This window comes from Methanosarcina sp. 2.H.T.1A.6, assembly GCF_000979455.1.
GTDB lineage: Archaea > Halobacteriota > Methanosarcinia > Methanosarcinales > Methanosarcinaceae > Methanosarcina.
The window spans coordinates 66,295-90,811 of the sequence record NZ_JJOY01000040.1; the positions used below are offsets into that span (position 1 = coordinate 66,295).

Consider the following 24,517-nt stretch of genomic DNA (forward strand, 5'->3'; position numbering starts at 1 on the left):
CTAAGAATCACATATAAGAAAAAAGAAAGATTTCGGAATATCCGACTTAATGCCAAAACGTGATCCGATCATGAAAATTATAATGAAATTTGGAGGAACTTCCGTTGGAGACGGAAAAAAGATCCGTCACGTTGCCCAGCTCCTTAAAAGATACTATGAGGAGGGCAACCAGATCGTGGTGGTAACCTCGGCACTCAGTGGAGTAACCGATAGGCTTCTGGAAAATGCTCGCCTTGCCTCAACAAAAGGTAAGGTTTCACTTGTAAAAGAGTTTAGAACAGAGCTTACAAACAAACACCACGAAGCCGTGAGGGATGCCATTGACGACCCCAATGTCGCAAAAGAAGTCCTCCAGACCCTTGACCTCCGGATTGAAGAGCTCGAAAAAGCCCTGATCGGAATCTGCTATCTGGGCGAACTTACCAACAGGTCAATCGACTACATCTCCTCCTATGGGGAGCGTCTGGCAGCTCCAATCGTTTCAGGTGCTGTCCGCTCCCTCAGAATCTCATCAATCGAATACACCGGAGGGGAGGCAGGGATTGTAACTACATCGGATTACGGAAATGCCCGCCCTCTGGAAAAGACATATGAGCTTGTACCAAAGAGGCTGAAGTGCAGGCTTGAGTCCCATGTCCTTGTGGTCACAGGCTTTATAGGGGAAAATGAAGAAGGGATAATCACCACCCTTGGCAGAAGCGGATCTGATTTCTCGGCATCCATCCTTGGTGCAGCCCTGAAAGCCGACGAGATCTGGCTCTGGAAAGAAGTTAACGGGATCATGACAACGGACCCGAGGATCGTCTCCGAAGCAAAGACCATCCCGCAGATCTCCTATGCAGAAGCCATGGAGCTCTCTTACTTTGGAGCAAACGTGCTGCACCCGCGCACCATTGAACCTGCAATGCGCGAACATATTCCTGTACGTGTCAAGAACACCTTTGACCCGGAGTTCCCGGGTACACTCGTGGTGGCAGAGAAATTCCAGTGCAAGCACGTGGTAAAAGCAGTAAGCCTGATCAAAAACGTAGCCCTTATTAACATCTCAGGTGCCGAAATGGCAGGGACAATCGGGACTGTGGCAAGGCTCTTTACCGCACTTGCAAGGGCAGGAGTAAACATCGTTATGATCAGCCAGGGATCTTCCGAGTCGAACCTCTCTTTTGTGGTCAGTGAGTCACATGTAGAGACTGCATTAAATGCCCTCCATGCCGAGTTCAACCGTGAAATCGTAAAGGAAATCACTTCGGATAGAAATGTATGTGTGGTCGCGGTTGTGGGTGCAGGTATGGCAGGAACTCCCGGAGTGGCAAAAAGGGTATTCGGGGCACTTGGAAATTCAATGATTAATATTATTATGATCAGCCAGGGATCTTCCCAGTACAACATATCTTTCGTGGTAAGGGAAGATGAGGCATTTGCCGCAGTCAAAACCCTGCATGACGAATTCAAACTCTACAATGGAAATGGAATTGAAAAACAGCTATGAAGCAGGCAGGAAGGGTAAGAGAGTGAGCGAAAAGCACCTAACATACGCGGATTCGGGCGTGGATATCACAGAAGAAGAAAAAACCGTCAAAACCCTGATCGACAAACTGAGTTATGTTCGAAAAGGAATTGGAGCCCCCCTTACAGGGATAGGTCACTATGCAGGGCTCCTGGACTTCGGGGAGTATGCCCTTGCCATGACAACGGACGGGGTTGGCTCAAAAGTCCTTATTGCAAACGAGATGCGGCGCTGGAACACCGTTGGAATAGACTGCATCGCAATGAATGTTAACGACCTCCTTGCAATAGGGGCTGAACCTGTAGCCTTTGTGGACTACCTGGCCCTGGAAAAGCATGAAGAGGGCTTTGCAGCACAGATAGGAGAAGGGCTGCTGAAAGGAGCCGAAATATCCAGGATGTCTATTATAGGCGGGGAAACCGCAACCCTGCCTGATATCATAAAAGGTTTTGACCTTGCAGGCACCTGCCTTGGGTTTGTCAAAAAAGATGAGGTTATTGAAGGAGGAAAGGTCCAGGTAGGGGACGTAATTGTCGGTATTCCGAGTACAGGAGTCCACAGTAACGGTTACACTCTGGTGAGAAAGATCATAGAGGAATCCGGATACTCTTACCATGACCCCTGCCCCTATGACAGTTCAAAGACCATAGGAGATGACCTCCTGGAACCTACCAGGATCTATATCGAAGTCCTTGATGTCCTTAAAGCATGTGAAGTACACGGGTTTGCCCATATAACAGGCAGCGGGCTTTTGAAACTTAGAAGGGTAACAAAGCTAGGCTTTGACTTTTATGACCCTCTGGAGCCCCAGGAGATTTTCAAACTCCTGCAGAAAGAAGGCGGAGTTGAAGATCTTGAGATGTACAGGACCTTCAATATGGGAATGGGCTTTTTGATCATCCTTCCGGAAAAAGATGCCGCAAAAGCTGCAGAGATTACCGGCGGAAAAATCGTAGGAAAAATCGTGGAAAGCGGGATCAGGGTCAAAGACCTGATAATAGAACAAGAATAATAAGTGTAAAACCCGATTTTGATATCAATTTAGAGGAAAAGGAGGTAAAACTCTCTTCCCCTATATTGAAATCCCTTTTCTGTGGAAATCCTTTTCTGTGGAAATCTTTTTCTGTGATCTTGATCAGGGTAACCACTTGTAATTCATTTACTTCTTAGAATTCATTTTTTCCACATATCCAGGTAACTGCCAGAGGAGGGTACCTTCGGACTCTCAGGAGGCTTGCCCTTCTTCAAAGAGGTCTTTACCTTTTCCGTCTCCGCCTCCCTGAGCCGACCTATTTCCTTTGTGCTGTCCTCGTTGTCTACGGTCAGGACAAAAGTTCCATAGCAGGGCTTTGTGTAGGTGAAGATCAGAGCGTTGCCTTTAGCCCCCAAAGCAATGGGAGGTACTCCTATTATGTGGTAGTCCTTGAAGATCTTGTAACCGGGGGATACATAGTAAACCTCGTCCGAGTTATTCACAATGTACTCTCTGGCATCCTTGTAAGTCGTCCTATCCAGGAGGATCTCGTACTTCATCTGCTCAATACAGCTCATTTGACTATCTCCTCCACCACTTTGTCCAGCTTGTTCTTGAGACGAACGGGGTTGTGAACGTCCTTTGAGACGATCTTTTCACAATCGAACTCGATGGTTTCGGCCAGAGCCTCGGCGTTCCTGCCAAAGACTATGGAGTACAGCCTGGACTGAGAAACGGCGCTCATAGTCGCAGCATAGGTCATTCCGGCATCGTTATGCATAAAGGCGAAGCAGATGTCGAAATCCGTTCTGTTCTCCATAATATCCTCCAGGGTATTATCGAGACTCGCCAGCTTTTTTGCATAATAGCCGTCGGAATCAGAGACCTTCAAAAGCTGGGTTGCTGCACCTGTCCCGGCAACGGTTACATCGAATCCCAATTTAGTCAGCTTATGGGAAAGATACAGAGCAATGCTGGTTTGAATTGGGACCTCTGGACATCCCATCATGAGGAGCACTTTTACGCCGGTCATAACATTTCATCTCTGATATGGTTTATCTTATGGTAGTTTATCTGATGCAGTTTATCTGTAAGAAGGGGATATGGCTAATCCTTAATTTCAACCTTTGCAATTGTTCAAGCGGAAATCCCTGAAAACAAGACACCTTCTTAACTAAAACATCTCCTGCAGGACTGTATTTCAATCTCTAATATCTGATTTTAACCATTCTCTGTTATAATCAATATATGTATAAACTTGTTGAGATAAAACTGTGGAGACAAACTTATTGAGAAAAATTTGTTGATATAAGAGATAGAAATATAGAACAAGAAACTATTAATTAGGATTACTCTATAAAGAAATATTATGAACAGTTATGATTCAATTATAATAGGTGGGGGCATCAGCGGATTATTATCTGCGCTGGTGCTATCTAAATCTGGAAAAAAAGTTCTTCTTTTAGAGAGAAATAGGAACCTGGGAAATAATTGTAATAGCTATTCTGTTGATGGCTACCAGGTTGATACCGGACCTCATGCTATAACTCAACTCCAGGATGGAGGACCGCTAAGATATTTAATGGAAAATTATTTTGATTATCTTCCTGCTTTTGTTGACTATGGTGATTATTTTATACGTGATGAAGATGGCCTGAAAGAAGTCCCTACCACCCTTAAAGGCTATCTTACAATGGATATATTGCCGAGAAAGGATCGTCTAATAATTGCACAATCATTAACTAAAATGCTGCTTTCATGGCAATTTGGAACCGATATTTCGAATATATCAGTTTATCAATGTCTGCCCTGGAACACACTTTCACCTGACACAAAAGAATTTATGGATACATTTAGTTATTTTTTGTCTGGGAAATCTGCAAAAGAGACATCGGTTCAGAGGATGTTTGTTGGTGGGGGATTTATTGAAGAGGATATCGAGAAAGATGTTACTCATGAAAATAACGAACATCAGTATATTGATAAATTTAAGAAGATGTCTTATGTCAGTAGATTGTTAAACAATAATAAAGTAAATTACAATCAATATTATCCGAGAAATGGTTTGAAAGCGATATTGGATGCCATTCTGTATTCTTTGCCTGAAAACGTTGAGATTAAAACTGACACTGCTGTAGAAAATATAATCACAGTAAACAGCACTGCAAAAGGAGTCGTAACGAAGGAAGGTTCCTATTTTGCGGATACAATTATTTACTCAGGTTTTGCAAAAGATCTCCCAAAATATACTACGGATTTGCCCGCGTCTTATATTTCGGATTTGAGTAGAATCAAACAATCGAAGGCCTTAACAATATGGCTTGGTCTGGATGAAGAGTTTGAAGAATTCAACTACGTGGGCGGGGAAGTATGGTTTAAGAATAAACCCTTCTGGGCAATGCCAATAAGCAATTATAATAAGAATTTTGCTCCAGGAGGTAAAAAACTCGTTGGCTTCATGTTTTCCATAGATGGAAACAACTCTTTTGAATCTGAAAAACTGGATGCGTACAACACTATTTTGAGGGTTTATCCCGGGATAAATAACTACATAGACATGGTTCATTATCAAATGACTATTCCAGAAAAAGCTTCTGTGGCAATAAATGGTTTTATTGCAGAAACAGTCACTCCAATAAAAAATCTATATTTAGTTGGTACAGATGTGGACGACCGTAGTATGGGGATAACCAGAGCTGCCTATTCCGTAGTGAAACTAATAACTGTTTTGAAAAAGGAGAGAATTATAGATTCATGATTTTGAGCTTTATAGAGAATCTTTGTGTTGATCCACTTCCTTTGTGTTGATCCACTTCCACACTAAATTTCGGGATCATCACATATACTCACTATCAATGTCATCACGACACCTTACTATCAAGATGATCACTATGCGAATTTACTGGAATATATCTACAGGATGGCAGAGCCCTCTTTTACTTTTTTCAGAATAGACTATCTCTATATAGCATCCCCTCGTAATTTTAATTTGTAGATTTAATTAACAGTCATTTGAGGCAGTGACAACCATCGAATCTTTCTGGCTTGATCTAAAAGAAAAAAAATCATAAAAGGTAAAAAAAATGGTATGTTTAAGCGAATTTGACTACGAGATCCTCCTGAAAAACGCAACTCCAAAAGAGTGTGAAAGCGTTGTTAAGGAGCATTCAGAGGATATGTACCTGGTACCCGGAGGGTACGATATAAAAGGTATTTTCCTTCTGGGTACAGCTATTCCTGTTGGTTTTTCAGGAAATGACATAATATTTCAATACATAAAGCCCTGCTTCGGTCTCTTTGTAATCAGGATGAAAAATGAAGCAGAGGAAATCAAGAAACTTAGGGAGCAGTACAAAAAGGATAAAAATGTAAAGAAGATAAAATAAAGGTTGACAAAAGAACTATTATCTGTAGCTGTTTGTTTTCCCTTTAAAGCTTCTTTTATGTTTATTATCAAGTTATTTTTACGCTGATTTTCCTGCATTTCTTAGTTTCAGATTACATTTTAGTACCAGGTCACCTTTTATTTAAGGTTGAGATGATCCCAAAACTCAAAATTCACTTATTTGATCTCTATTTTGAAATAATTATTAGAGTTATTGGTCAGGAAATTGGTTCTGATACTCTAAAGTTTGAAAATAAAAGTTGGTTTTGGGACAGGCTCGTTATATAATACAGAGCGAAGCTTTTGGTCTAAGTTTCACTTTTCAGACCTTCACTTTTCAAGGTTTAACTTTTTTCGTACATGAAGCCCTGCACTCAAAGAACCCGGCTGCAGGCAATTCGTGGATTGTGGTTGCAACAATCATGCCTTCTCCGATTTCTTTTACAACCATAACGGGCCTGTCTTTGTCATCCTCAAGAACAACTTCAACATCGGTTTCTGAGAAATAGCCATCACATCCTGCAGGAGGAATAATGTTTTCGATAAGTTTCTGAGCTTCATGTTCGCCCACGGGATGAGGTGTGCAGGAGTTTTCTTCCATTACGTACTTCAGGGAGAAAGGCAGCCATTCATACTCGTATTCGGGGACAAGAGGACTGAAGACAAGCAGGGTTCCACCTTTTGCCACAAATCTTTCAAGGGAACGTTTGCCGCGTTCAAGCCCAACACCTGTTTTCGTATACTGCTTATTTGCAAATCCGGTAGGCAAGATCAGAATTTTACATGCAGGCAGATAAGGAGTACCCAGGGACGTTGAAAGTGCCCTACTGCACTCGAGCCCATATTCAATAAACAGTTTTTCAAAAAGAAGAGGGCTGTCCCAGAGTAGAATTACGTCACTCATGAAAAGTGATAGGAAACTCCCGCATATGAATTTATCCATCTGGGTAAAAAATTCATGGTGTAAAGGATGGCTCAGACTCCGCATCCACAAGTCCGGATTCGGAGATGTGGCTGAAGTCCATGTTTTTGCCGAATTCGAAAACAATCATGTGGGGGCTTGAAGTGACTGTAAAAAGATAACCAATAGAGGCGAAAATATTTGAGTAGTACCGTATGAAGCGTTCACAAACTTTTCTGTCAGAGTAATCGTGAATCAATTTAACATATTCATTGCCTTTCTCAGTACAGACCTCAATATCGCTTCCTATACTGTCAGTAAGGTAAAGTTCTTTAAAAATCATTATGTGCTCTGCAAGGGTGAAAGTCTCCGGAGGTTTGCCTGCAAGCAATTCGAATTCTCTTGCCATGTCGTCAACTGAAGGAAGATTTCCTGAGACAAATGCTTCAAAAACTTTTTTGTTCATGTTGAGCCGCTGGTAGTTCTGCTGTCTGTAGGTCTTGATAAGATTTTTCCAGAGCTCCGGCCGTCTCTGAACCTCCCGGAAAGTGCCTTCCATTGATCCGAAATGTTCTTCAAGCCCTTTCGGAACTTTTTCATAATTAAGGAACTCGATCCGCTTAAAATAGATTTTAGTTACATTGGATCTGTTGAAAAGTCCTTGTACGTCCAGTTTCATCTGCTTTGCCAGATAGAGAGCAAGGCTCTGGGCAATTACTCCCCTGAAACAGGGGTTGCCGTTTGAAAGGGTCAGGATCACAGTTTCCGGTTCCGGGCTTCCAGTGTATTCAGCGTCAACTTTAATTCTCCAGCCCATTTTATCATTTAGTGCGTTTACGTAACTAACAAAATCAGGAATTTTTTTAATAGTATATGGGTTTATTAACTCATATACAGTCGATTCTTCAATAAGCAGACCTGAGGTTTTCTTAATAAACCACTCAAGCATGGTATGATGGATAAGTAAAAATTCTTCTTCCTCAACCATTTTATTACGTGATTCGGCATTCTTTGAAGCATTACTTGAGTCTTTTTCTCCCCTCTCATTCTTATTTCCATCAAGAGCCTGAGAGGCGATTTCGATAGAATCCCTTATCGCTGCACTTAAGTTTCCATTGTTTTTGTCCAGAAAGGGCTTTAATTTGTCTATATAGCATTGATCAATCGAGATGTTTTTGCGGACTATCAAGCGGACTTCCTCTTTTCCCTTTTTGGAAGCACAGGAAATTGGGACTTTTCTCATCCCCCGTACTTTTCCATTTTTATGAATCAGTATTAGATTGTAGCTTCTACTTATTAATTTTTTTGCTAGAAGAAAGAAACGAAAATATATATATGTAGAGGAAGAGTTCAAGAAGAAAAAAGATAAGAAACAGTTACATACGAAATAAAAATAGCAAAAATAACAACAGACTAAAAGTTCAGTTTACGCGAACATGCGACTTAAATTTTAGATAATGTTGAAAGAATACGAAGGATGAGAAATGTCAATATTTGCAGCTACGGGAAGGATATGCATTTAACAGATGTCTGCGAACTCGATAATAATAAGATTTGATACGGTCCTGACATCAATAATATAACCTGCTGTCTGGAATATATTTGAAAATAGCTTTACAAGTTTCGCAATAGCAATTTCTTCGGAAAATTGATGTCGAATTTTTAGATTTATTTTTCCTCTATCAACTGTCCTTTCAACATCATTTGCAAGATTGGTAACAGAAATTAGTTTTTTGAAAATGGCAAACAGTTCGTAAAGCGGAATTTCCTGAATAGGTTTGCCTGCAGATACCTCAAAAAAGCTTATCACATCAGGAATCTCCCCGGAAAGAAATATTTCAAAAACGTCCTTGTTAAGATTTATCCGCTGATATCTCTGCAGCTTGTATCTTTCCACATGGGAGATCCAGAAGTCCGGCTTGCTTCTAATTTCTTTAAGAGTATAGTCAAGAGTTCCGAAGTTCTTTCTGATCCCCGGAGGAACCTCCATGTCAGACCTGTATGCTTTGAGAAAAATTCTGATAGAATTAGATTTCCTATGGACAAAAGAAACATCCATGCTCAGATAACGACCCAGAAAAATAGAGATTACCTCAGCAATAAAAGCTCTTAAACTGGGATCCCCGTTTTCAAGCACTATTACCTCGGTTTTATCCTCCTCCCAGGTGTTGAGGGAAACTTCAATTTCCCATCCCATATTCCGGCTACGTGCATTGAAATACTCCAGGAGGTCAGACACATTTTTTATCTGATACGGATTGAGAAATTCACTTACAAGTTCATCATCTATCAATATCCCATCGGTATTTTCAATAAACCACCTGAATGAAAGCTGGCTAATCAATATGCACTCTCCGCTCTCAATCAGACTGTTGCGAATTTCAGGATCCTTTGTGGAACCCTGTGTAAAATATTCCAGGGCATTTTCTACTGACCCGTGTCCCTGAAGGGAAGCATCTGCAAGCTCTATTGCATCCCTGATTGCAGCACTCAGGTTCCCGTTGTTTTTGTCCAGAAAGGGCTGTAGTTTCTGGAGGTATTCATCTTCCATAGAAACGTTTTTGCGAATCAAAGGTCATCCCTGCTTTATAAAGAGTGCTTTTCAACAAACAACCTGGCAGTGCCGGTACACTATGAGCTTAAAGACTACAAGCAAGTTTACAAGAACCGTGCATATATATATAAAAGTTGTTATTTTATATTAAGAATCCATAACTTGAGAACCTTCCACACCATCTCGTTTTGAAGTATCAGGAAGAGTGAAATCAAACATAATGAGTTCGGACACGTAACTCACACTGAAGTTGTGCCAGCCGGAATTAAATACATTGGAAAACAGCTGAATCAGTGTTAAAACCATGCTCTCTTCAGAATAACTATGCCGGATTTTTAGATTCTCTTTTCCTTTCTCAGCACATATTTCCACATCATCCACTAGCTGGGAGGCAACTACAAGGTATTTAAAAAGAGGGAGCAGTTCCGAAAGAGGAATCTCACGGAGAGGACGGTCGGCTTTAATCTCAAAATATTTAGTTATATCCGGAAGATTTCCTGTTACCAGGGCTTCAAAAAAGTTCTTATCCAGGTTTACCCTCTGGTAATTGAATTTTGTGTAAAGATCCGCAAGCGTTACCCAGAAATCAGGTTTTTGTTCAATTTCCCTATACAGGAGATCTTTGGAACCGAAGTGTTTCCTCACACCGGGAGCTTTTTCCTGCAGGTCATGCCGAACAAAACTTCTCAGGTATATGGTAATTGAATTGAACTTCCGGTGTACAGCCTCAACGTCAAAATTCATCCAGCGCGCAAGGAAGATGCAGACTATCTTTACCAGCAGCTCACGAAAGTCCCTGTCTCCGCCGATGAAATCCATGGTGAAAGATTCTGGTTCGACTTCTTCCTTGAAGGAACACGAGACTTCTATTTTCCAGCCCATGCTTTTACTGCCGCAGTTAAGGAATTCCTTTAACTCGGGAACTGTGGTAAGGAGAAAAGGATTAAGCAATTCGTGGACAACATCCTCATCCATAAGTTTGCCGGCACTGCTTTTCACAAGCCATTTCATAGTCTTCTGGCTCATAATTACACATTCGCCGCTCTGAATAAGCTGTTCCCTTGTTTCAGGAAAACGGTCCCTTTTTCTCAGGTTTTCAGCGATCTCGTCTGAAGTTCCATGGCTTTCAGGGCCAGGACTGGCCAAGTCAATGACTTCACGTATAGCTGCGCTTAAATTTCCTCCATGTTTTTCCAGCAGAGGCTGGAGTTTTAGGAGGTGAGCTTCATCTAAAGAAACGTTTTTTCGAATCAACAAAATCCTCGGGTTTTTGTTTTTAAAATGTGGTTGGTGCTGGAAAGATTCCATTTGCAGGATTTCAGCACCTGAGGGCCCCTGAGAGTTATATTTATAGCCCTCTTTCAAATCAGGCAATTAATTACTTATTATTTACATCAGTACGAAATTTGTACTTCCAGACAGTTACTGGTTAAAATATACAAATATAAATAAGTTATTATTTCATATAGAAAATATAAATTTAATGATCTCCCGGAAGTTTATTTTTGGAAGTATGGATGACCGGAACGGCTTTAAGGTCTGCATATATTATTTACCCTCATGAACTGCAATGTAGAAAGACTTTCGAGGGTCCGTATGATTGCGGATTACCAGTTCGGGAAAGGTACAGGAAAAGAGCTTTTCCCTGACGGATCAACGTTCCAGTTATCAAGGACAAAAAGAGTACGCCAGGTCTTTCACTCAGGTAATAGAATTGCAACAGCCAGAGCAAAGGATGGTTTTTTCACGCTCAGTATTGAAGGAGCTTCCATAGTCCACAGACTTCTTCCCGGGAAAAGGCTCAGGGTAGTTGTTTCGGAAGATGCTGTTCCTTTTGTGGAGGCAGGCAAAACAGCTTTTGCAAAGCATGTAATTGAGATTGATACTGAACTCCGTGCAGGAGAAGAAGTACTTATTACAGATAAAGCAGACAGGTTGCTTGCAACAGGGCAGTTGCTCTTATCCCCTGCAGAGATCCTGTCTCTTGACAGCGGGGCAGCTGTAGATGTACGGGTAGGAACTGCTTCGAAAAAAGAAGAATGATCCGCCCAGATCAGAAAAGGGGAAGCAAAAAGGCATTTTTACATTTTATACGAATTTTCATAGATCTAGATATAATATATAAGGTGTTATCTTTACTGCTCAAAAATGCCAGCATAAGCGGAAAAAATGGATAAGAATATATCATAGATAGTTATTTTTGAATGAATACTACTCGCAAAATAAATAATTGTGTTTTCAGCACCGTGGTTTTAAAAACCACACTCTGAAACCTACACCAGATAACAGAAAACAGTTTCCCCGGAGAGTGAAAGTATCTCAGAGCCCGAGCAGATCCTAAAGCATCTTCTGGTTCCCGATAATACCAGAATAGAAACAAACAGGATTATAATTGAGGGAGACGTTATTATCGGCAACCACTCCAGTATCCAGTACGGCATATCTGGAGATATGGTCATTATGGGAGAAGGGGTTGCAGTTTCCGGAGACGTGCTAGCGTGCTCTGATGCCAGGATTGACATGTGGTCAAAAATGGGGGGCAGGGTAGAAGTCGGCAGAAACGCCTATCTAGGAGAATTCGTTGCCATTGATGGAAAACTAACCGTCGAAGGGGACCTGGACGTAGGAAAGGAAGTCAAAATAAAAGGCGGGTTTGAAGCCAAAGGCTGGATAGTTGTCAGGAACCCGGTCCCTGTAATCATATTTTTGTTTCTGTACATCAGGGAGATGATGCGCCTTGGAAAGGGAGAGGAAGTAGAAAAAGCCCTTGAAGAGCTTTTTGACGACTCGGGAGAGGACCTGGAGTCTGATGGGAAGGAGCCTGCTGAAAAAACACTTATCATACCCACAGGCACAAAAATATCTCCTGAAGCCATTGAAGTTGGTGGAGACGCGGTTATCGGAAGCAACTGTTATCTAATAGGAAATCTAAGGGCACAATCTGTCGAAACCGGAAAAGACCTGATCCTGAAGGGAAGCGTTTATTCCGAGGGTAAGATCAGCATAGGAGAAAGCAGCACTATCTATGGGAATCTATCTTCAAAAGGACAGGTACATATTGGCCGTAATACCAGAGTCTTTGGGGGAATAAAAGCCGAGTCCGTCTTGTTGCATGAAAATGCAAGGGTAGACGGTACGATAAAGGCACCGTCGGGAGTATCTTTCTTACGGGAAGCCGGAGAAAAGCCAGTTCTTGCAGATGTTAACGCTTTAGGGAAAGTGATTCCAAGAGAAACAAAGGAAGCTTTACCTCAAGATGGGCTTCTGAAAGCTCTGGACATAATTGAGATAGACTCACTCATAAAAACCAGTGCAAAAGCTAAAAACGGCTTTGTACCAGGAAGGGAAGGAATTTCTGCCAGGACCACGGCGTTAGGAAGGACCCGGCGCACTGGAGGAGTGAGAAGATTAAGAAGAAGACATGAAGCCGGAGAACACCAGAGCTGATCATAATTCCGGCTTACGTCCAGAGCTCCTGAATCCTGAATTTTTCTACTCAGAATTTTTTCAGGTAGGCTGCTCCTGAAACATTGAATCTTTCTGTGAAGCATGATTTTGTTCTTATGCAGGAAAATTCCATAGAACATGGAAAAAATAATGCAGAAAATATTCTTTTTTCAGAGAGAGCAGCAAATAGTCAGTAATATTCTTAGGGGATCAGGGATTCTTAGGGATTCAGGGATTCTGAGGGAATCAGGGAATTATCTGGTTTTTGGTTAAGGTAGGGGAAAAATTTAAACTGAGAAATTAGTTAATCAGGAAATTATAAAATCCAGAGATAAAGTCCTTTAAAAATCAGCAGTCCATTAAGATAATAAATACCGCTGAAACACTAATTAAATCCTCAGATAAATTTTCAAGGCTAAACTTTAAAATAAGCTTATGATCACAAATTCAAGGAAAGGAATTCACTTGACAGAAAACATTATTGAATCCGGCGACCTGCAGGCAAGGTACAATTCCGTTATAGAAAAAGACTCAAAGTATGTGATGCAGACTTATGGACACCAGCCCCTTGTGCTTTCAAAGGGTAAGGGAGCGGTTGTCCAGGATATTTACGGAAAAGAGTATATCGACTGCGTGGCAGGCATCGCGGTAAACAATGTAGGGCACTGCCACCCGACAGTTGTTAAAGCAATCCAGGCACAGGCTGAAAAACTGATTCATGTTTCCAATCTCTATTATACTGAAATCCAGGCAGAATTTGCAGAAACCCTTGCCTCGATTACAGGCATGGAACGCGTCTTTTTCTGTAACTCTGGAGCTGAATCCGTAGAAGCTGCAATGAAACTGGCTCGCGTGGCTTCGGGAAAAGGCGCCTTTGTAGCAGCCGAACACTCCTTCCACGGCAGGACTATAGGAGCCCTCAGCGTGACCCACAAAAGCATGTACAGGGACCCCTTCATGCCGCCTGTCAGTTCAGAGACTACATTTGTTCCATATTCCGATGCCAACGCCATCAGGCAGGCAATTAATGAAAATACCGCAGCAGTGATCCTTGAGCCCATTCAGGGTGAAGGCGGGGTAAACATACCGGACCCCGGATACTTAAAAGAAGTAAGGGAGATCTGTGATGAAACCGGCACCCTCCTTATCTTTGATGAAGTGCAAACCGGATTTGGAAGGACAGGGACCTGGTTCTGCAAAGAGCAGTTCGGAGTCGAGCCTGACATTATGAGCATGGCAAAAGCCTTAGGAGGAGGGCTCCCCATGGGTGCCATTGCAGCTCGTAGCGGGCTAAATTTCGGGCGCGGACAGCATGCTTCTACCTTCGGAGGCGGGCCTCTTGTCTGTGCGGCAGCTCTTGCTTCTATCCAGGCAATAAAGGAAGAAAAGCTTCTGGAGCGCTCAAAGGAAATGGGAGCTTATTTCATGGAAAAGCTCTCAGGCATGGCAAGGGACGATGTTGTGGAAGTCCGCGGGAAAGGGCTTATGATAGGAGTTGAAATCAAGTACCCCTGCGGTAAATTTGTAGACTTTGCAAGGGAACACGGCGTGCTTGTAAACTGCACCTCGGACTCAGTACTCCGCCTTGTCCCTCCACTTGTGATTACGAAAGAGCAGATCGATACGGTAGTTGATGTTCTTGAGCAGGCCTGAACTGATAAAAAAAGAAATCTTTGATATTGCAGAGTACGTTCCCGGAAAGTCCATAGAAGAGATAGCTTTGGCTTACGGGCTTAATCCCAGATCGATTATCAAACTGGGCTCAAACGAAAACCCCCTGGGTCCCTCCCCGAGAGCTGTCCAGGCTCTTGTAGAGGCAGCCCCAGGAGCAAATATCTACCCTTCAGCAGATGCACGGGAACTGAGAGAAGCCCTCTCTAAATACACAGGTTTTCCGGTATCGAACATTGTCGCCTCCGGACCCGGAATGGATGGGCTTCTAGATGGGCTTTGCAGGATAATCATTGAAAAGGGAGACGAGGTTATTATCCCTACCCCGACCTTTGCCTATTACGAATTGCCTGCCAGAGCCTGCGGTGGAAAACCGATATTTGTCAGGCGGAACCCCGACTTTTCCCTGGACCCTGAAAAGGTCCTTGAAGCCGTATCTTCCAGGACAAAGATTATTTTCCTCTGCTCCCCAAACAATCCTTCAGGCAACCTCCTTCCCGAAGCTGACCTGAGGAAAATCGTTGAAAATACCCATGCCCTTGTGTTTGTGGACGAAGCGTATGTTGAATTTGCGGACGGGAACCTTGCAGGGCTTGTAAGGGAATATGACAACCTTGCGATTGGAAGGACCTTTTCCAAGGTATTCGGGCTTGCAGGGCTGCGCCTGGGCTATGGGATAATGCCTGAATGGCTTGTAAAGGAGTATTCAAGGGCAGCCACCCCATTTTCGGTAAGCCTCCCGGCTTTAAGGGCAGGAGTGGCCGCACTTTCGGATGCAGACCACCTGAATAAAAGCATAAATCTTGCAAGGGAAGGCAGAGAATACCTGATAAAAAATATCCCATTTACGGTTTATCCTTCACAGGCAAACTTCGTACTTGTAGATGTTGCTCCTTTGAAAGCAAAAAAGATCACGGAAAACCTTATGATGAAAGGAATCATCGTGCGATTATGTGATTCTTTCAGGGAAGCTGGAGATTCTTTTATCAGGGTAACAGTCGGTACCCCTGAACAGAATGAAAAGGTAGTCAGGGCTTTTGAAATTTCAAAAGCCGAGGTTTAAAAATCCCTGATTCCCTTAATTAACTATTTAATTTTTTAGGCATTCAAATTCTTAACTTTATTCGATTTTTTAAGTTTATTTGGCCCTTAATTTTATTCGATATCCTCAATTTTCATCAATGGATAATTCAGTTCAGAATCGAATTCCATCGCGACTTTCACCTGTGAAGAGCCGTATTTTACAGTGATTTTAACTTCAAGCATGGATCCCTGAAGTTCGGTGTATCCGAACTCACTGTTTAACTTACTTTTTAAGAGACCCCGGTCGATTTTCACGGAAATGCTTTCCACAAAAGGCTGAACTGAAATGCTTTCCTGAATAGCCTGCTCAAGACTCGAAGCCGTTTTCAGGTTTACCGGAGAGCCCGTAAATTGATGGTAGAGAGCTCCCAGTTTTATTCCTGCTTCGAAGAGTGCGTTATCCCTATCGGTGATTTTGTTTTCGGTCAAATAAACTTCTCCTTGTTAATTCAATGTGCCAGTGAGAAACTATAGTAATCTTTGTATAGTAACCTTTGAACTGGCTTTACTGCTTTTCTTTCCTTCCTCCGGCTTTCAGTCCCTTTTTGTTCCCGTAATCTTTACTGCTAACAGCGCTAATCAGAGGGATCTTCAAGAAAGGAGAAAACAGGTAGGTCAACATCAGAATAAAGGGCAGGAAAGAAAAAAACCGCATATACTGGAGATCAATAAAGTACAGAAAACCAGTTATCCCGAAAACCGCAGCTACGAAAGCCAGGACCTTGATATTCCTTATCTTCGGATAATTTACGGAACTCACCATAAGGATAGAGAGAGCAAGAGTCAGAGCCAGCAGGAAATCTATCCTCACGATACTTTTGCCAAGCAAAAGGTATGTAACCAGCATAATACAGCCTGCGGTGATAGGAAGCCCTTCAAATCCTGTCTTCGGGGTAGACATCGTAGAATTAAAACGAGCGAGCCTGAGCACACCACATACAGCATAAAAAGTTGCAAATATCGCGACAAGAGGTTCATTTTCCCCGAATTCCAGGAATATGAGAAGAGCAGGAGCAACCCCAAAAGAAACTGTATCTGCCAGGGAGTCAAGTTGCTCCCCGAGTTCTCCTCCTTTGAATCTGCGGGCAATGTACCCGTCCGCTCCATCTGCAACTGCCGCAATCAGGAGTAAGATCAAAGCAAAGCCAAAAGAGTTACTCTGGGCAGCTACTGCAATGGAGCCAATCCCGCAGATCAGGTTCAAAAGAGAAACCAAGTCCGGGAGTCTTAACATTTGAAATACGTTCATATTCAAAAGTTCCTGTCATTTTTTATTGTTGCTATAACGGTCTTGCCTGCAAGCACCCGCTCCCCTTTACAAACTGTAATGTCAAAATCATGAGGAATTGTTACGTCGACTCTGGACCCAAAACGGATCATTCCGATACGCTGTCCCTGTTCGACGGTGTCATTCACACTTGAATATGTGACAATCCTGCGGGCGATGGTGCCTGCAATCTGTGTGACCTGTACATCCCCGTACTTGCTATGGATAAGGAACTCGTTTCTTTCATTCCTTTCCGAATCCTTACAAAAAGCAGGGAGATAACCACCTTTCTTGTAGGTAATTTCCCTTATTTTCCCGGAAATCGGAGCTCTGTTTACATGTACATTCTGAAGAAACATAAAAATGCAGATTTTCCTGTCCCTGATATCGATAATCGTACCATCGGCAGGGGATATCATATAAGCGTCAGAGACTTCTACCTTTCTTTCGGGATCCCTGAAAAAGATAACCATAAAGAAAGTTAATGCCATCCCCATATAAGCTGCATGATTAAAGAAGGGCAAACTATCAGTTGCCCTTGAGAGAATTGCAAACAGGGCAGTTACAGACGCAGCTGTAAAAAGCCAGGGTTCAGATCCTTTTGCGATCATTGATCTCATTCCCCAGCAAATCTATGCAGAAGATATTTCAATTCTTCGGAAAGTATGACCCAAAGGCCGTCGATCATTCCCAACAACTCAGGCAGAATCTTGAGTACTGCATATGAAATTGCAAAGAGAGCAATCCCTGATCCTGCCTTCGCAATGTAGTTGTGGGCAATTATGAAACTATCAGCACCAAACCACTGTTCTCCATAAGCTACAACCACAAAAATATCCCTGATAAGGTTGAGCACATAGATCACAGGTACGGATACGATGAAGGCCATAACAAGACGATTCAGGGGAGCTCTGACCGCACCTATTAGCCCCATAAAAAGAGCAATGCTTTCAATTGCGGTACAGGCCAGGATAATCTCAACCGTATACCCGTTAAGGGTAATCATATTCCATGCTTTCATGTATGCCGGGATATCGAAGTACTGAAGAACCCAGATAACCTGTGAGGTAACGTTGCCAATTATCCAGGTGTTCAGGGAAGAGAAATTTGCAAACGGGAAATAAACAAGAGCGCCAAGAGCACTTGCACTTGTAATCATTGAAGTTATGTCAAGGGAATCTCCCTCAATCTGAGTTGAAACTTCCGAGTGCATCACTTCTCTATTCTTTTTTATAAGGAGAGGGCCTTCCCTGTACTCCCTAAACATGATATATGCCATAAGTAAGCAGAACAGGGCAAATACAAATGTAAGGCCCACGTTGGCATAGTCCAGGGTCTCAATGTAGTGGAGAGGCTGGTAACCCCAATGGATGGAAAAAACACCCCATCCTATACCCCCTACCAGTTTATGAACTCTTGAGGTTCTGGGGATAACGGATGACGCAATCATTAACCCAACTGCGAGCCAGAGTACACTTTCTATCATTTTTCACGCACCTTTTTGCCTGGGATGAAAACATTCCAGATTCTATAGTTCTTCTGTGATATTGGAAAATCCCAAGCAAATTCTGAAGTTTCCGGAAAGTAGAACATGAAATTCTCTAAAATAATTAATAGATTTCCATAGAGCTTCTACAAAGGACTTAAAGTTTTCATAACCATAAGTATTAAGGAATTCAAAGGTTATGGATTTTACTTTCTGATATAACTAATTTACAGTCTTGCGAATTATTACCCCCTGAGAAGCCATGCTAGGGCACTGGCAGATACAACCTGAAAGTAATATATCTACCAGATGAGGCAATCCCAGTATTATAATGTAAACGGTTTCAGGTTAGGTAACTATTGAGTATTATGGATTACAGGCATCTGACCTAACTCTAGATATATAAATACCTGCCCAGATTTCTGCAGTCAGGCATTTGAGGATGTTAAGAACCCTGTAGATAGATAACAAATTAGTATTGTAGATAGATAACAAATTACTATTATAGAAAAATAACGGATTATGAAGCATTTCCATATATAAGGAAAAATTACCCAGATTAAAAAGTTCTGACAAAATATATAAAGAACTTTTTGGGAATCTAAAAAAGAGAAACCTTTAATAAAGACTACTGCGTAAGTGACTTTTTTGCTTGATAGAGACTCGACTCATAGCACAGAGAACCGGAGAACAACTCAAAAAAGAATTAAAAAGAATGGAAAAGTTGAGAAGAATAATTGAAATATGATGACGAGTTTCTACAATATGCACAATACTAATATATTATTATATCTGGCAAAACGCCAGAAAAAGCTAATCAGGAAGGAGATTGGTAGAGGAAAAAGATCTCACGGAAAGTAAACTTCGAAGGCTTTTTATGAAACATAATGCCCCCAGCCTAACCGTTGATGCTGTAATTCTCTTTAAAAACAAGCTTGTTCTGGTGAAGAGAAAATACCCCCCATATGAGGGAGAATTTGCCCTTCCTGGAGGCTTCGTTGAAATCGGGGAAAGTACAGAAAAAGCAGCTTCCAGGGAAGCTTTTGAAGAAACAGGCCTTTTTGTAGAGATTCTCAAACTTATCGGTGTCTATTCCGACCCTGAACGCGACCCCAGGAGACATACAATCTCAGTGTGCTACCTTGCGAAAGGATACGGAGATTTAAAATCAGGCTCTGACGCTGATGCCGTTGAACTTTTTGAGCTTGATTCAATTCCTGAACTGGCTTTTGACCACAATAAAATGATAAATGACGCAAAAAGTGATATTAATGCAGTTCTGTACCAAATGCAAAAGTATGATGTTTCCTAAAGATGGTAACTACCAATGTAGAAAATGTGGGAACATAATACCGATTGAAAATAACGAAAAGAATTTCGTATCCAAAGCCAAGATTGACGATCATGAAGTAGTAGTACTCGAAGGTGAACAGACTTCAGGCCTGCCAACAACGAGTGTAAAATGCCCGGAGTGCGGGAACAATACAGCAGCCTGGTGGCTCAGACAGCTCAGGTCTGCAGATGAATCCGAGACCCGTTTTCTCAAATGTACGAAGTGCGGGTTTACCTGGAGAGAATACGACTAAATTCCACAACCTTTTCTTAGGGCCCTTCTTAAAAATGTACTTTTTAAAAACGTACTTCTTAAAAACGTACTTCTTAAAAATGTACTTCTTAAAAATGTACCTCTGGAAAACGAATTTTCAGGTCAGAACTTCTTTTATGTCTCAGGCAGAGCCTGTTGCTTCCTGATTTTCTGACCAAGATTTATATAGTTGCCGGGACTTTGAATCTAATAGTTTATCCCGATTCCATATATGGCTACTTATTCCGATTCGGAAAATTTTCCTCAAAAGGATAGAAAATCCTAGATCGTAAGGAAATTTATATATCCAAGTGATAGATAAGGAGTTTAAGGCTTAAATTTATTTGATGGAGAAGAATCATGTTCAAGGCAGCAATTAATGCAGAGCTTCTGAAAGACGCGATTGCCGCACTGGCTGTAATTGTAGATGAAGTTAGATTTAGAATAAAACCCGAAGGTATTTCGGTAAAAGCAGTTGATCCTGCCAACGTTGCAATGGGGATTTTTGAGCTTGGATCATCGGCTTTTGATGAATACAGCGCTGATGAGTGTGAGATCGGACTCGACCTGAATAAGATTACCGACCTGCTGGGAATTGCGGACAAGAGCGATACAGTTAGGATGGAACTTGAAGAAGGAAGCAATAAACTCCTGATTGATGTAGGAGGGCTGTCCTATACTCTTTCTCTTCTGGACCCTTCAACAATCCGTGCAGAACCCAGAGTTCCCCAGCTCGATCTGCCTGCCAAAGTTGTCCTGAATGGTGCAGACCTCAGGCGTGCCGTAAAAGCCGCAGAAAAGATAAGCGACCATATGCTCATGGGAGTTTCTGGCGATACTTTCTATATGGAAGCAAAGGGAGACACCGACAAGGTCCGCCTGGAGATGGGCAGAGACCAGCTAATCGACCTGAAAGCAGGAGAAGCCTGTTCTCTCTTTTCCCTGGATTACCTGACAGATATAGTCAAACCTACAAACAAGGTAAATGAGGTCACCCTCTCTCTTGGCAGAGATTTCCCTGTCCTGATTGACTTTGAAATTGCAAACGGTGCAGGAAGAATATCCTATCTCCTGGCTCCGAGAATAGAATCGGACTAAGGGTGACATGCAGGCCGAAAAACTTGCATATTACCCATTTATTTCAGAAGCATCTGCCCATGTTGGAAACCTGGGAATTTCTCTGGAAAACCTGCTCAATTCGCGAGCTTACAGGGCTGCAAGATCCCGTGGAATAGAAAGGGTAAAAGAAGCTCTTGAAGGAGAAATTAAAAAATCCCCTGTATCAGGGGAAGTCCAGGTACTCTCGGAACTCCTTTCCTATCCCTTTGCCAGGATGCTGGTTGCCTGTGTGGATGACCAGCTCTTTACCCGGCGCTATGCTCTGGCAGAAGCCAAGGCTGCCTACGCTTTTTTAAGAAACGAACCCCCGGATTTTCTGCTCGAATTCGGGGAAGATTTTGGAATCTCGGCAGATTTCAGGGACTCCTATTTCAGTATGCATTTTACGGACTATATCCGCTTTTCAAATTCCCTCAAAGACCCCTCCTGGAAACTGACAAACCGCCAGCTCAGGGCAGGCAAAATAAAAATAACAAAGGAAGAGTTTGCAAGGCTTCTTGAAGAAGCAGTCAGGGAAAGGATCGAACAGTCCTTCCCCATCCCGGAAATTCCTTCCGAAATCTCCAGCTTCTGCTCCCCCTACGTTTCCGAGATAAAGGAACAGTTCGAGGTCCAGAAAAAGAAATTCGGGGCTACGGACTTCGGAGCTGTTGAGCCCGACCTCTTTCCTCCCTGTATTGCCCATGCGCTTGCAAACGTACAGGGTGGAGTTAACCTTGCCCATTCGATGCGTTTTGCAATGACTTCTTTCCTGCTCAGTGTAGGAATGTCAGTAGACGAAATCCTGAACCTTTTCAACATCTCTCCCGATTTTGACGCGGAAAAAACCCTCTACCAGATAGAACACATTGCAGGCGCTACAGGCAATGCATACAAACCCCCAGCCTGCGACACCATGAGGACCTACGGCAACTGCGTGGGAAAAGATGGGCTCTGCGAAAAAATCAGCCATCCTCTAGGGTATTACGAGAAAAAGGTCTACATAAGAAATAAAGAAAGGGAAAGGGAACAGGAAAAAGAGCAGGGAGAGAAACATCAAGTAGAACAGGAAAGGGAAAAGGGGAAAGAGCAGGAAAAAGAAAAAGAAAAGAGAAAAACCTGAAATAGCTTTAACGCCCCGGTTTCCCAAAAGTTATCTTCTTTTTCGCTATTTTCTTCTGTAGGGTTTCATTCCCGACTATGCAGCTCCGTCTCAATTATCTCCTTTTGTATTCCCTGCATTTCCCCACGAACTTATCTACCGGGAAGCTGGAAGGATGGGAGTGCATGTATCCTGCAAGGGTATTGTGTTCCACAAGCCCGTCAAAACCGTCCTGTATGCCTTTCCCGCGGATCATTTCGTATGCAAACCTGGCATCCCGGTCGCACTCCGTAAGAGAGTAATGGAATTCGTGACCTCTAATATTGTGGGAAGAGAAGTTTTTGTCAAGAGGGCGGGCTTCGGTATATCCCAGAGCCTTCAGACGGTTTGTCATGCGGGTATTTGCAGGCACAACATCAGCCAGTTTATATGTCCTGTCTTCTACTTCATAAGTTCCGCAGAGATAGAGCAAGCCGCCGCATTCCGCATAGATGGGAAGGCCGTCAGCTGCAAGTCCTTTCAGTTTCCGGGTAGTCTCGGAGTTTTCAAGGACTTCTGCATAGAGTTCAGGGTAGCCGCCTCCAAGGTAAATTCCATCTACATCCGGAACGTCACCTGCCATAGGGCTAAAAAATATTACTTCTGCTCCGCTGTCTCCGAATGCATCGAACATATCCCGGTAGTAGAAACAGAACGCGGGGTCCCAGGCAACTCCGATCCTGAGATCTGTAGCTGGTCTCTGAATTACCTCAGCCTCCGGAACCGAACAGGGCTCAGCAAGTTCAAGCACCGCATCAAGGTCAACATTTTCTTCAATAAAGGCTGCCATTTCCGCAGTGTTGTAGTCCTTTTCATGCGCCATGTAGAGCCCCAGATGCCTTGAAGGGACTTCAATATCTTTCCTTCGGGGAATTGTACCGATAACAGGAATGTTGCCCGGAAGCGCATTCTTTACAAGTTCTGCATGGCGAGGGCTGCCTACCTGGTTCAGGATAACGCCTGCAACCCTGACTTCCGGATCGAATTCGGAATAACCTTTCAGGAGAGCTGCGGCACTTCTTGACATGCCATGGACATTGATTACCAGAATCACCGGAATATCCAGAGTCTTTGCAACGTGCGCCGAGCTTGCAATTTCCGTAGAGTCAATCCCATCAAAGAGCCCCATGACACCTTCAACGACAGCAATGTCAGCATCTTCAGACGTACGGGCAACTGTCTGCTTCACTCCTTCCGTGCCCATCATGTAGGTGTCCAGATTCCTGGAAGAACGCCCGCAGATGGCTGTGTGGTGGGAAGGGTCAATGTAATCCGGCCCTACCTTATAAGGCTGGACTCTTAGTTGCCTGTGCTTGAGGGCAGCCATAATACCCATGGAGACTGTGGTTTTTCCAACTCCACTATGGGTTCCTGCGATAAGTATTCCTTTTGTCATTTGGTAACTATTGTATAAATTAATATATATAAGGTTATTAATCAAGCTGTTTCGAGCGCTTTATGCCGTTTTCAAGAAAGGGATGAAAAGAAATGAGAAGGAATGGAAAGAATTTAGGAGAATTTGCGTAAAAAGTGTGAATAAATTATATTCTTTAGGAGAAATTAGGATTAAAACTGAACCAATTAATACCAACATTTGCAATTTATTAATTAACTTTTAATTCAACCTCTCAGGAACCATTATAAAATAAGATAAAGTGTTATAAAGTTTTAAATTTACTTTTGCCAGAGTATATAGCACAATCAAGTGTTAAATGTATTTTCCCGGTTTTATTTTTCGATATAAAGGCTTAAATACGGTTTTTAATTTTGGTTTTTGGCAGTTAGTGTAAGTATTTTTATATGTTTAACTGTGCCGATACTTTTAGGTTCCGGATCTTCTAAGATAAAATGAGCAAGATCAGACAAACTCGTAGGAACAATTGGAGGGAAAAAATGCACTTCAGTGAAAAACCAATTATAAAAATTCTGGCATGTGCTTCTATTATAATAATGATGTCAAGTTTAATTACTGCAGGAGCAGTTTCCTGTAATGCTCTTACATCTGCAGAAACCCCTACAGCTTCCTGTGACACTCTTGCAAATTGTGGACAGGCAAACTGTAATTCATGTGACTGTGAATCTATTGCAGACTGTGATAAGGCAAACTGTGAATGTGATTCATGTAACTGCGATTCCATTGCAGATTGTGGACAGGCAAACTGTAATTCATGTGACTGTGAATCTATTGCAGACTGTGATAAGGCAAACTGTGAATGTGATTCATGTAACTGCGATTCCATTGCAGATTGTGGACAGGCAAACTGTAATTTATGTGACTATGACTCTATTGAATACTGTGGACAGAAACCCTCTGATGACGTTGTAGAAACTCCAGTAAAAAGCTGTGACAACGTAGAAAATCCAGTAAAAAGCTGTGACAACGTAGAAAATCCAGTAAAAAGCTGTGACAACGTAGAAA

24 protein-coding genes are annotated in these 24,517 nt (G+C 42.4%); 13 read left to right on the forward strand and 11 right to left on the reverse strand.

All coding sequences use genetic code 11. The features are described from left to right. Positions 1–70: 70 nt before the first annotated feature. Together EO98_RS11625 and purM are read left to right on the forward strand one after the other, a co-directional pair. Positions 71–1,489 carry an aspartate kinase gene (locus tag EO98_RS11625; protein ID WP_048142642.1) on the forward strand — a complete coding sequence of 473 codons (1,419 nt, stop codon included), beginning with the start codon at positions 71–73 and terminating at the stop codon, positions 1,487–1,489. A gap of 22 nt (positions 1,490–1,511) precedes the next feature. Beyond that, a complete protein-coding gene (purM, locus tag EO98_RS11630; protein WP_048142644.1) occupies positions 1,512–2,519 on the forward strand; it encodes a phosphoribosylformylglycinamidine cyclo-ligase in 1,008 nt (335 codons plus the stop codon). A gap of 161 nt (positions 2,520–2,680) precedes the next feature. Here the strand turns inward: purM and EO98_RS11635 are convergent, their stop codons facing one another. Both EO98_RS11635 and EO98_RS11640 read right to left on the reverse strand, forming a co-directional pair. Continuing rightward, a complete protein-coding gene (locus tag EO98_RS11635) occupies positions 2,681–3,058 on the reverse strand; it encodes a DUF1894 domain-containing protein (RefSeq protein WP_048142605.1) in 378 nt (125 codons plus the stop codon). Then, positions 3,055–3,513, reverse strand: coding sequence for a DUF1890 domain-containing protein (locus tag EO98_RS11640; protein WP_048142607.1), 459 nt, complete (start codon positions 3,511–3,513; stop codon positions 3,055–3,057). Before EO98_RS11640 ends, EO98_RS11635 begins: the two co-directional genes overlap by 4 nt. 336 nt (positions 3,514–3,849) lie before the next feature. Between EO98_RS11640 and EO98_RS11645 the strand changes: the two genes are divergently transcribed. Continuing rightward, positions 3,850–5,238, forward strand: a complete 1,389-nt coding sequence (locus tag EO98_RS11645) for an NAD(P)/FAD-dependent oxidoreductase (protein WP_048142609.1) — start codon at positions 3,850–3,852, stop codon at positions 5,236–5,238. A 325-nt stretch (positions 5,239–5,563) separates the two neighbouring features. Beyond that, on the forward strand, positions 5,564–5,866 hold the full coding sequence (locus EO98_RS11650) for a DUF1894 domain-containing protein (protein WP_048142611.1): 303 nt from the start codon (positions 5,564–5,566) through the stop codon (positions 5,864–5,866). 336 nt (positions 5,867–6,202) lie between these two features. Here the strand turns inward: EO98_RS11650 and EO98_RS11655 are convergent, their stop codons facing one another. The 4 genes from EO98_RS11655 to EO98_RS11670 form a co-directional block, all read right to left on the reverse strand. Continuing rightward, on the reverse strand, positions 6,203–6,769 hold the full coding sequence (locus EO98_RS11655; protein WP_048142613.1) for a hypothetical protein: 567 nt from the start codon (positions 6,767–6,769) through the stop codon (positions 6,203–6,205). A 52-nt stretch (positions 6,770–6,821) separates the two neighbouring features. Further along, positions 6,822–8,009, reverse strand: coding sequence for a hypothetical protein (locus EO98_RS11660; protein ID WP_235283819.1), 1,188 nt, complete (start codon positions 8,007–8,009; stop codon positions 6,822–6,824). Positions 8,010–8,285: 276 nt separating this feature from the next. Then, entirely contained in the window at positions 8,286–9,317 is a 1,032-nt protein-coding gene (locus EO98_RS11665) for a hypothetical protein (protein ID WP_235283822.1), read from the reverse strand. A gap of 150 nt (positions 9,318–9,467) precedes the next feature. Beyond that, positions 9,468–10,574: a hypothetical protein gene (locus tag EO98_RS11670; RefSeq protein WP_048142648.1), complete on the reverse strand. Its 1,107-nt coding sequence runs from the start codon at positions 10,572–10,574 to the stop codon at positions 9,468–9,470. A 306-nt stretch (positions 10,575–10,880) separates the two neighbouring features. On the opposite strand from EO98_RS11670, the gene EO98_RS11675 reads away from it, so the two are divergent. The 4 genes from EO98_RS11675 (at position 10,881) to hisC (ending at position 15,501) form a co-directional block, all read left to right on the forward strand. Beyond that, positions 10,881–11,363, forward strand: a complete 483-nt coding sequence (locus tag EO98_RS11675; protein ID WP_048142618.1) for a PUA domain-containing protein — start codon at positions 10,881–10,883, stop codon at positions 11,361–11,363. A gap of 417 nt (positions 11,364–11,780) precedes the next feature. Further along, positions 11,781–12,767: a hypothetical protein gene (locus EO98_RS11680; RefSeq protein ID WP_369799046.1), complete on the forward strand. Its 987-nt coding sequence runs from the start codon at positions 11,781–11,783 to the stop codon at positions 12,765–12,767. A 435-nt stretch (positions 12,768–13,202) separates the two neighbouring features. Further along, complete coding sequence (locus EO98_RS11685; protein WP_235283965.1) at positions 13,203–14,420, forward strand: acetylornithine transaminase; 1,218 nt, start codon at positions 13,203–13,205, stop codon at positions 14,418–14,420. Beyond that, positions 14,401–15,501, forward strand: coding sequence for a histidinol-phosphate transaminase (gene hisC / locus EO98_RS11690; RefSeq protein ID WP_048142622.1), 1,101 nt, complete (start codon positions 14,401–14,403; stop codon positions 15,499–15,501). Before EO98_RS11685 ends, hisC begins: the two co-directional genes overlap by 20 nt. A gap of 92 nt (positions 15,502–15,593) precedes the next feature. On the opposite strand, the gene EO98_RS11695 is transcribed toward hisC, so the two are convergent. From EO98_RS11695 to artA, 4 genes are all read right to left on the reverse strand, one after another. Further along, positions 15,594–15,950 carry a dihydroneopterin aldolase family protein gene (locus tag EO98_RS11695; RefSeq protein ID WP_048142625.1) on the reverse strand — a complete coding sequence of 119 codons (357 nt, stop codon included), beginning with the start codon at positions 15,948–15,950 and terminating at the stop codon, positions 15,594–15,596. A 76-nt stretch (positions 15,951–16,026) separates the two neighbouring features. Then, complete coding sequence (locus tag EO98_RS11700) at positions 16,027–16,755, reverse strand: archaetidylserine synthase (protein ID WP_235283831.1); 729 nt, start codon at positions 16,753–16,755, stop codon at positions 16,027–16,029. 17 nt (positions 16,756–16,772) lie between these two features. Then, positions 16,773–17,399, reverse strand: a complete 627-nt coding sequence (locus EO98_RS11705; RefSeq protein ID WP_048142629.1) for a phosphatidylserine decarboxylase — start codon at positions 17,397–17,399, stop codon at positions 16,773–16,775. A 5-nt stretch (positions 17,400–17,404) separates the two neighbouring features. Further along, the gene (gene artA / locus EO98_RS11710) at positions 17,405–18,274 is read right to left on the reverse strand and encodes an archaeosortase A (RefSeq protein WP_048142631.1); all 870 of its coding nucleotides are present in this window, start codon (positions 18,272–18,274) and stop codon (positions 17,405–17,407) included. A gap of 877 nt (positions 18,275–19,151) precedes the next feature. Between artA and EO98_RS11715 the strand changes: the two genes are divergently transcribed. The 4 genes from EO98_RS11715 to priL all read left to right on the forward strand — a co-directional run bounded on the left by EO98_RS11715 (position 19,152) and on the right by priL (position 22,080). Further along, positions 19,152–19,586: an NUDIX hydrolase gene (locus EO98_RS11715; RefSeq protein WP_048142653.1), complete on the forward strand. Its 435-nt coding sequence runs from the start codon at positions 19,152–19,154 to the stop codon at positions 19,584–19,586. Further along, a complete protein-coding gene (locus EO98_RS11720; RefSeq protein ID WP_048132015.1) occupies positions 19,546–19,860 on the forward strand; it encodes a transcription factor S in 315 nt (104 codons plus the stop codon). Before EO98_RS11715 ends, EO98_RS11720 begins: the two co-directional genes overlap by 41 nt. A 359-nt stretch (positions 19,861–20,219) precedes the next feature. Beyond that, the gene (locus EO98_RS11725; RefSeq protein ID WP_048132013.1) at positions 20,220–20,957 is read left to right on the forward strand and encodes a DNA polymerase sliding clamp; all 738 of its coding nucleotides are present in this window, start codon (positions 20,220–20,222) and stop codon (positions 20,955–20,957) included. A 7-nt stretch (positions 20,958–20,964) separates the two neighbouring features. Beyond that, a complete protein-coding gene (gene priL, locus EO98_RS11730) occupies positions 20,965–22,080 on the forward strand; it encodes a DNA primase regulatory subunit PriL (RefSeq protein WP_048142634.1) in 1,116 nt (371 codons plus the stop codon). A 94-nt stretch (positions 22,081–22,174) separates the two neighbouring features. Here the strand turns inward: priL and EO98_RS11735 are convergent, their stop codons facing one another. After that, positions 22,175–23,494, reverse strand: coding sequence for a cobyrinate a,c-diamide synthase (locus tag EO98_RS11735; RefSeq protein ID WP_048142637.1), 1,320 nt, complete (start codon positions 23,492–23,494; stop codon positions 22,175–22,177). A 497-nt stretch (positions 23,495–23,991) separates the two neighbouring features. Between EO98_RS11735 and EO98_RS11740 the strand changes: the two genes are divergently transcribed. Continuing rightward, positions 23,992–24,517 (forward strand): hypothetical protein (locus EO98_RS11740; RefSeq protein ID WP_048160060.1); only part of this gene is annotated, 526 nt, incomplete at its 3' end.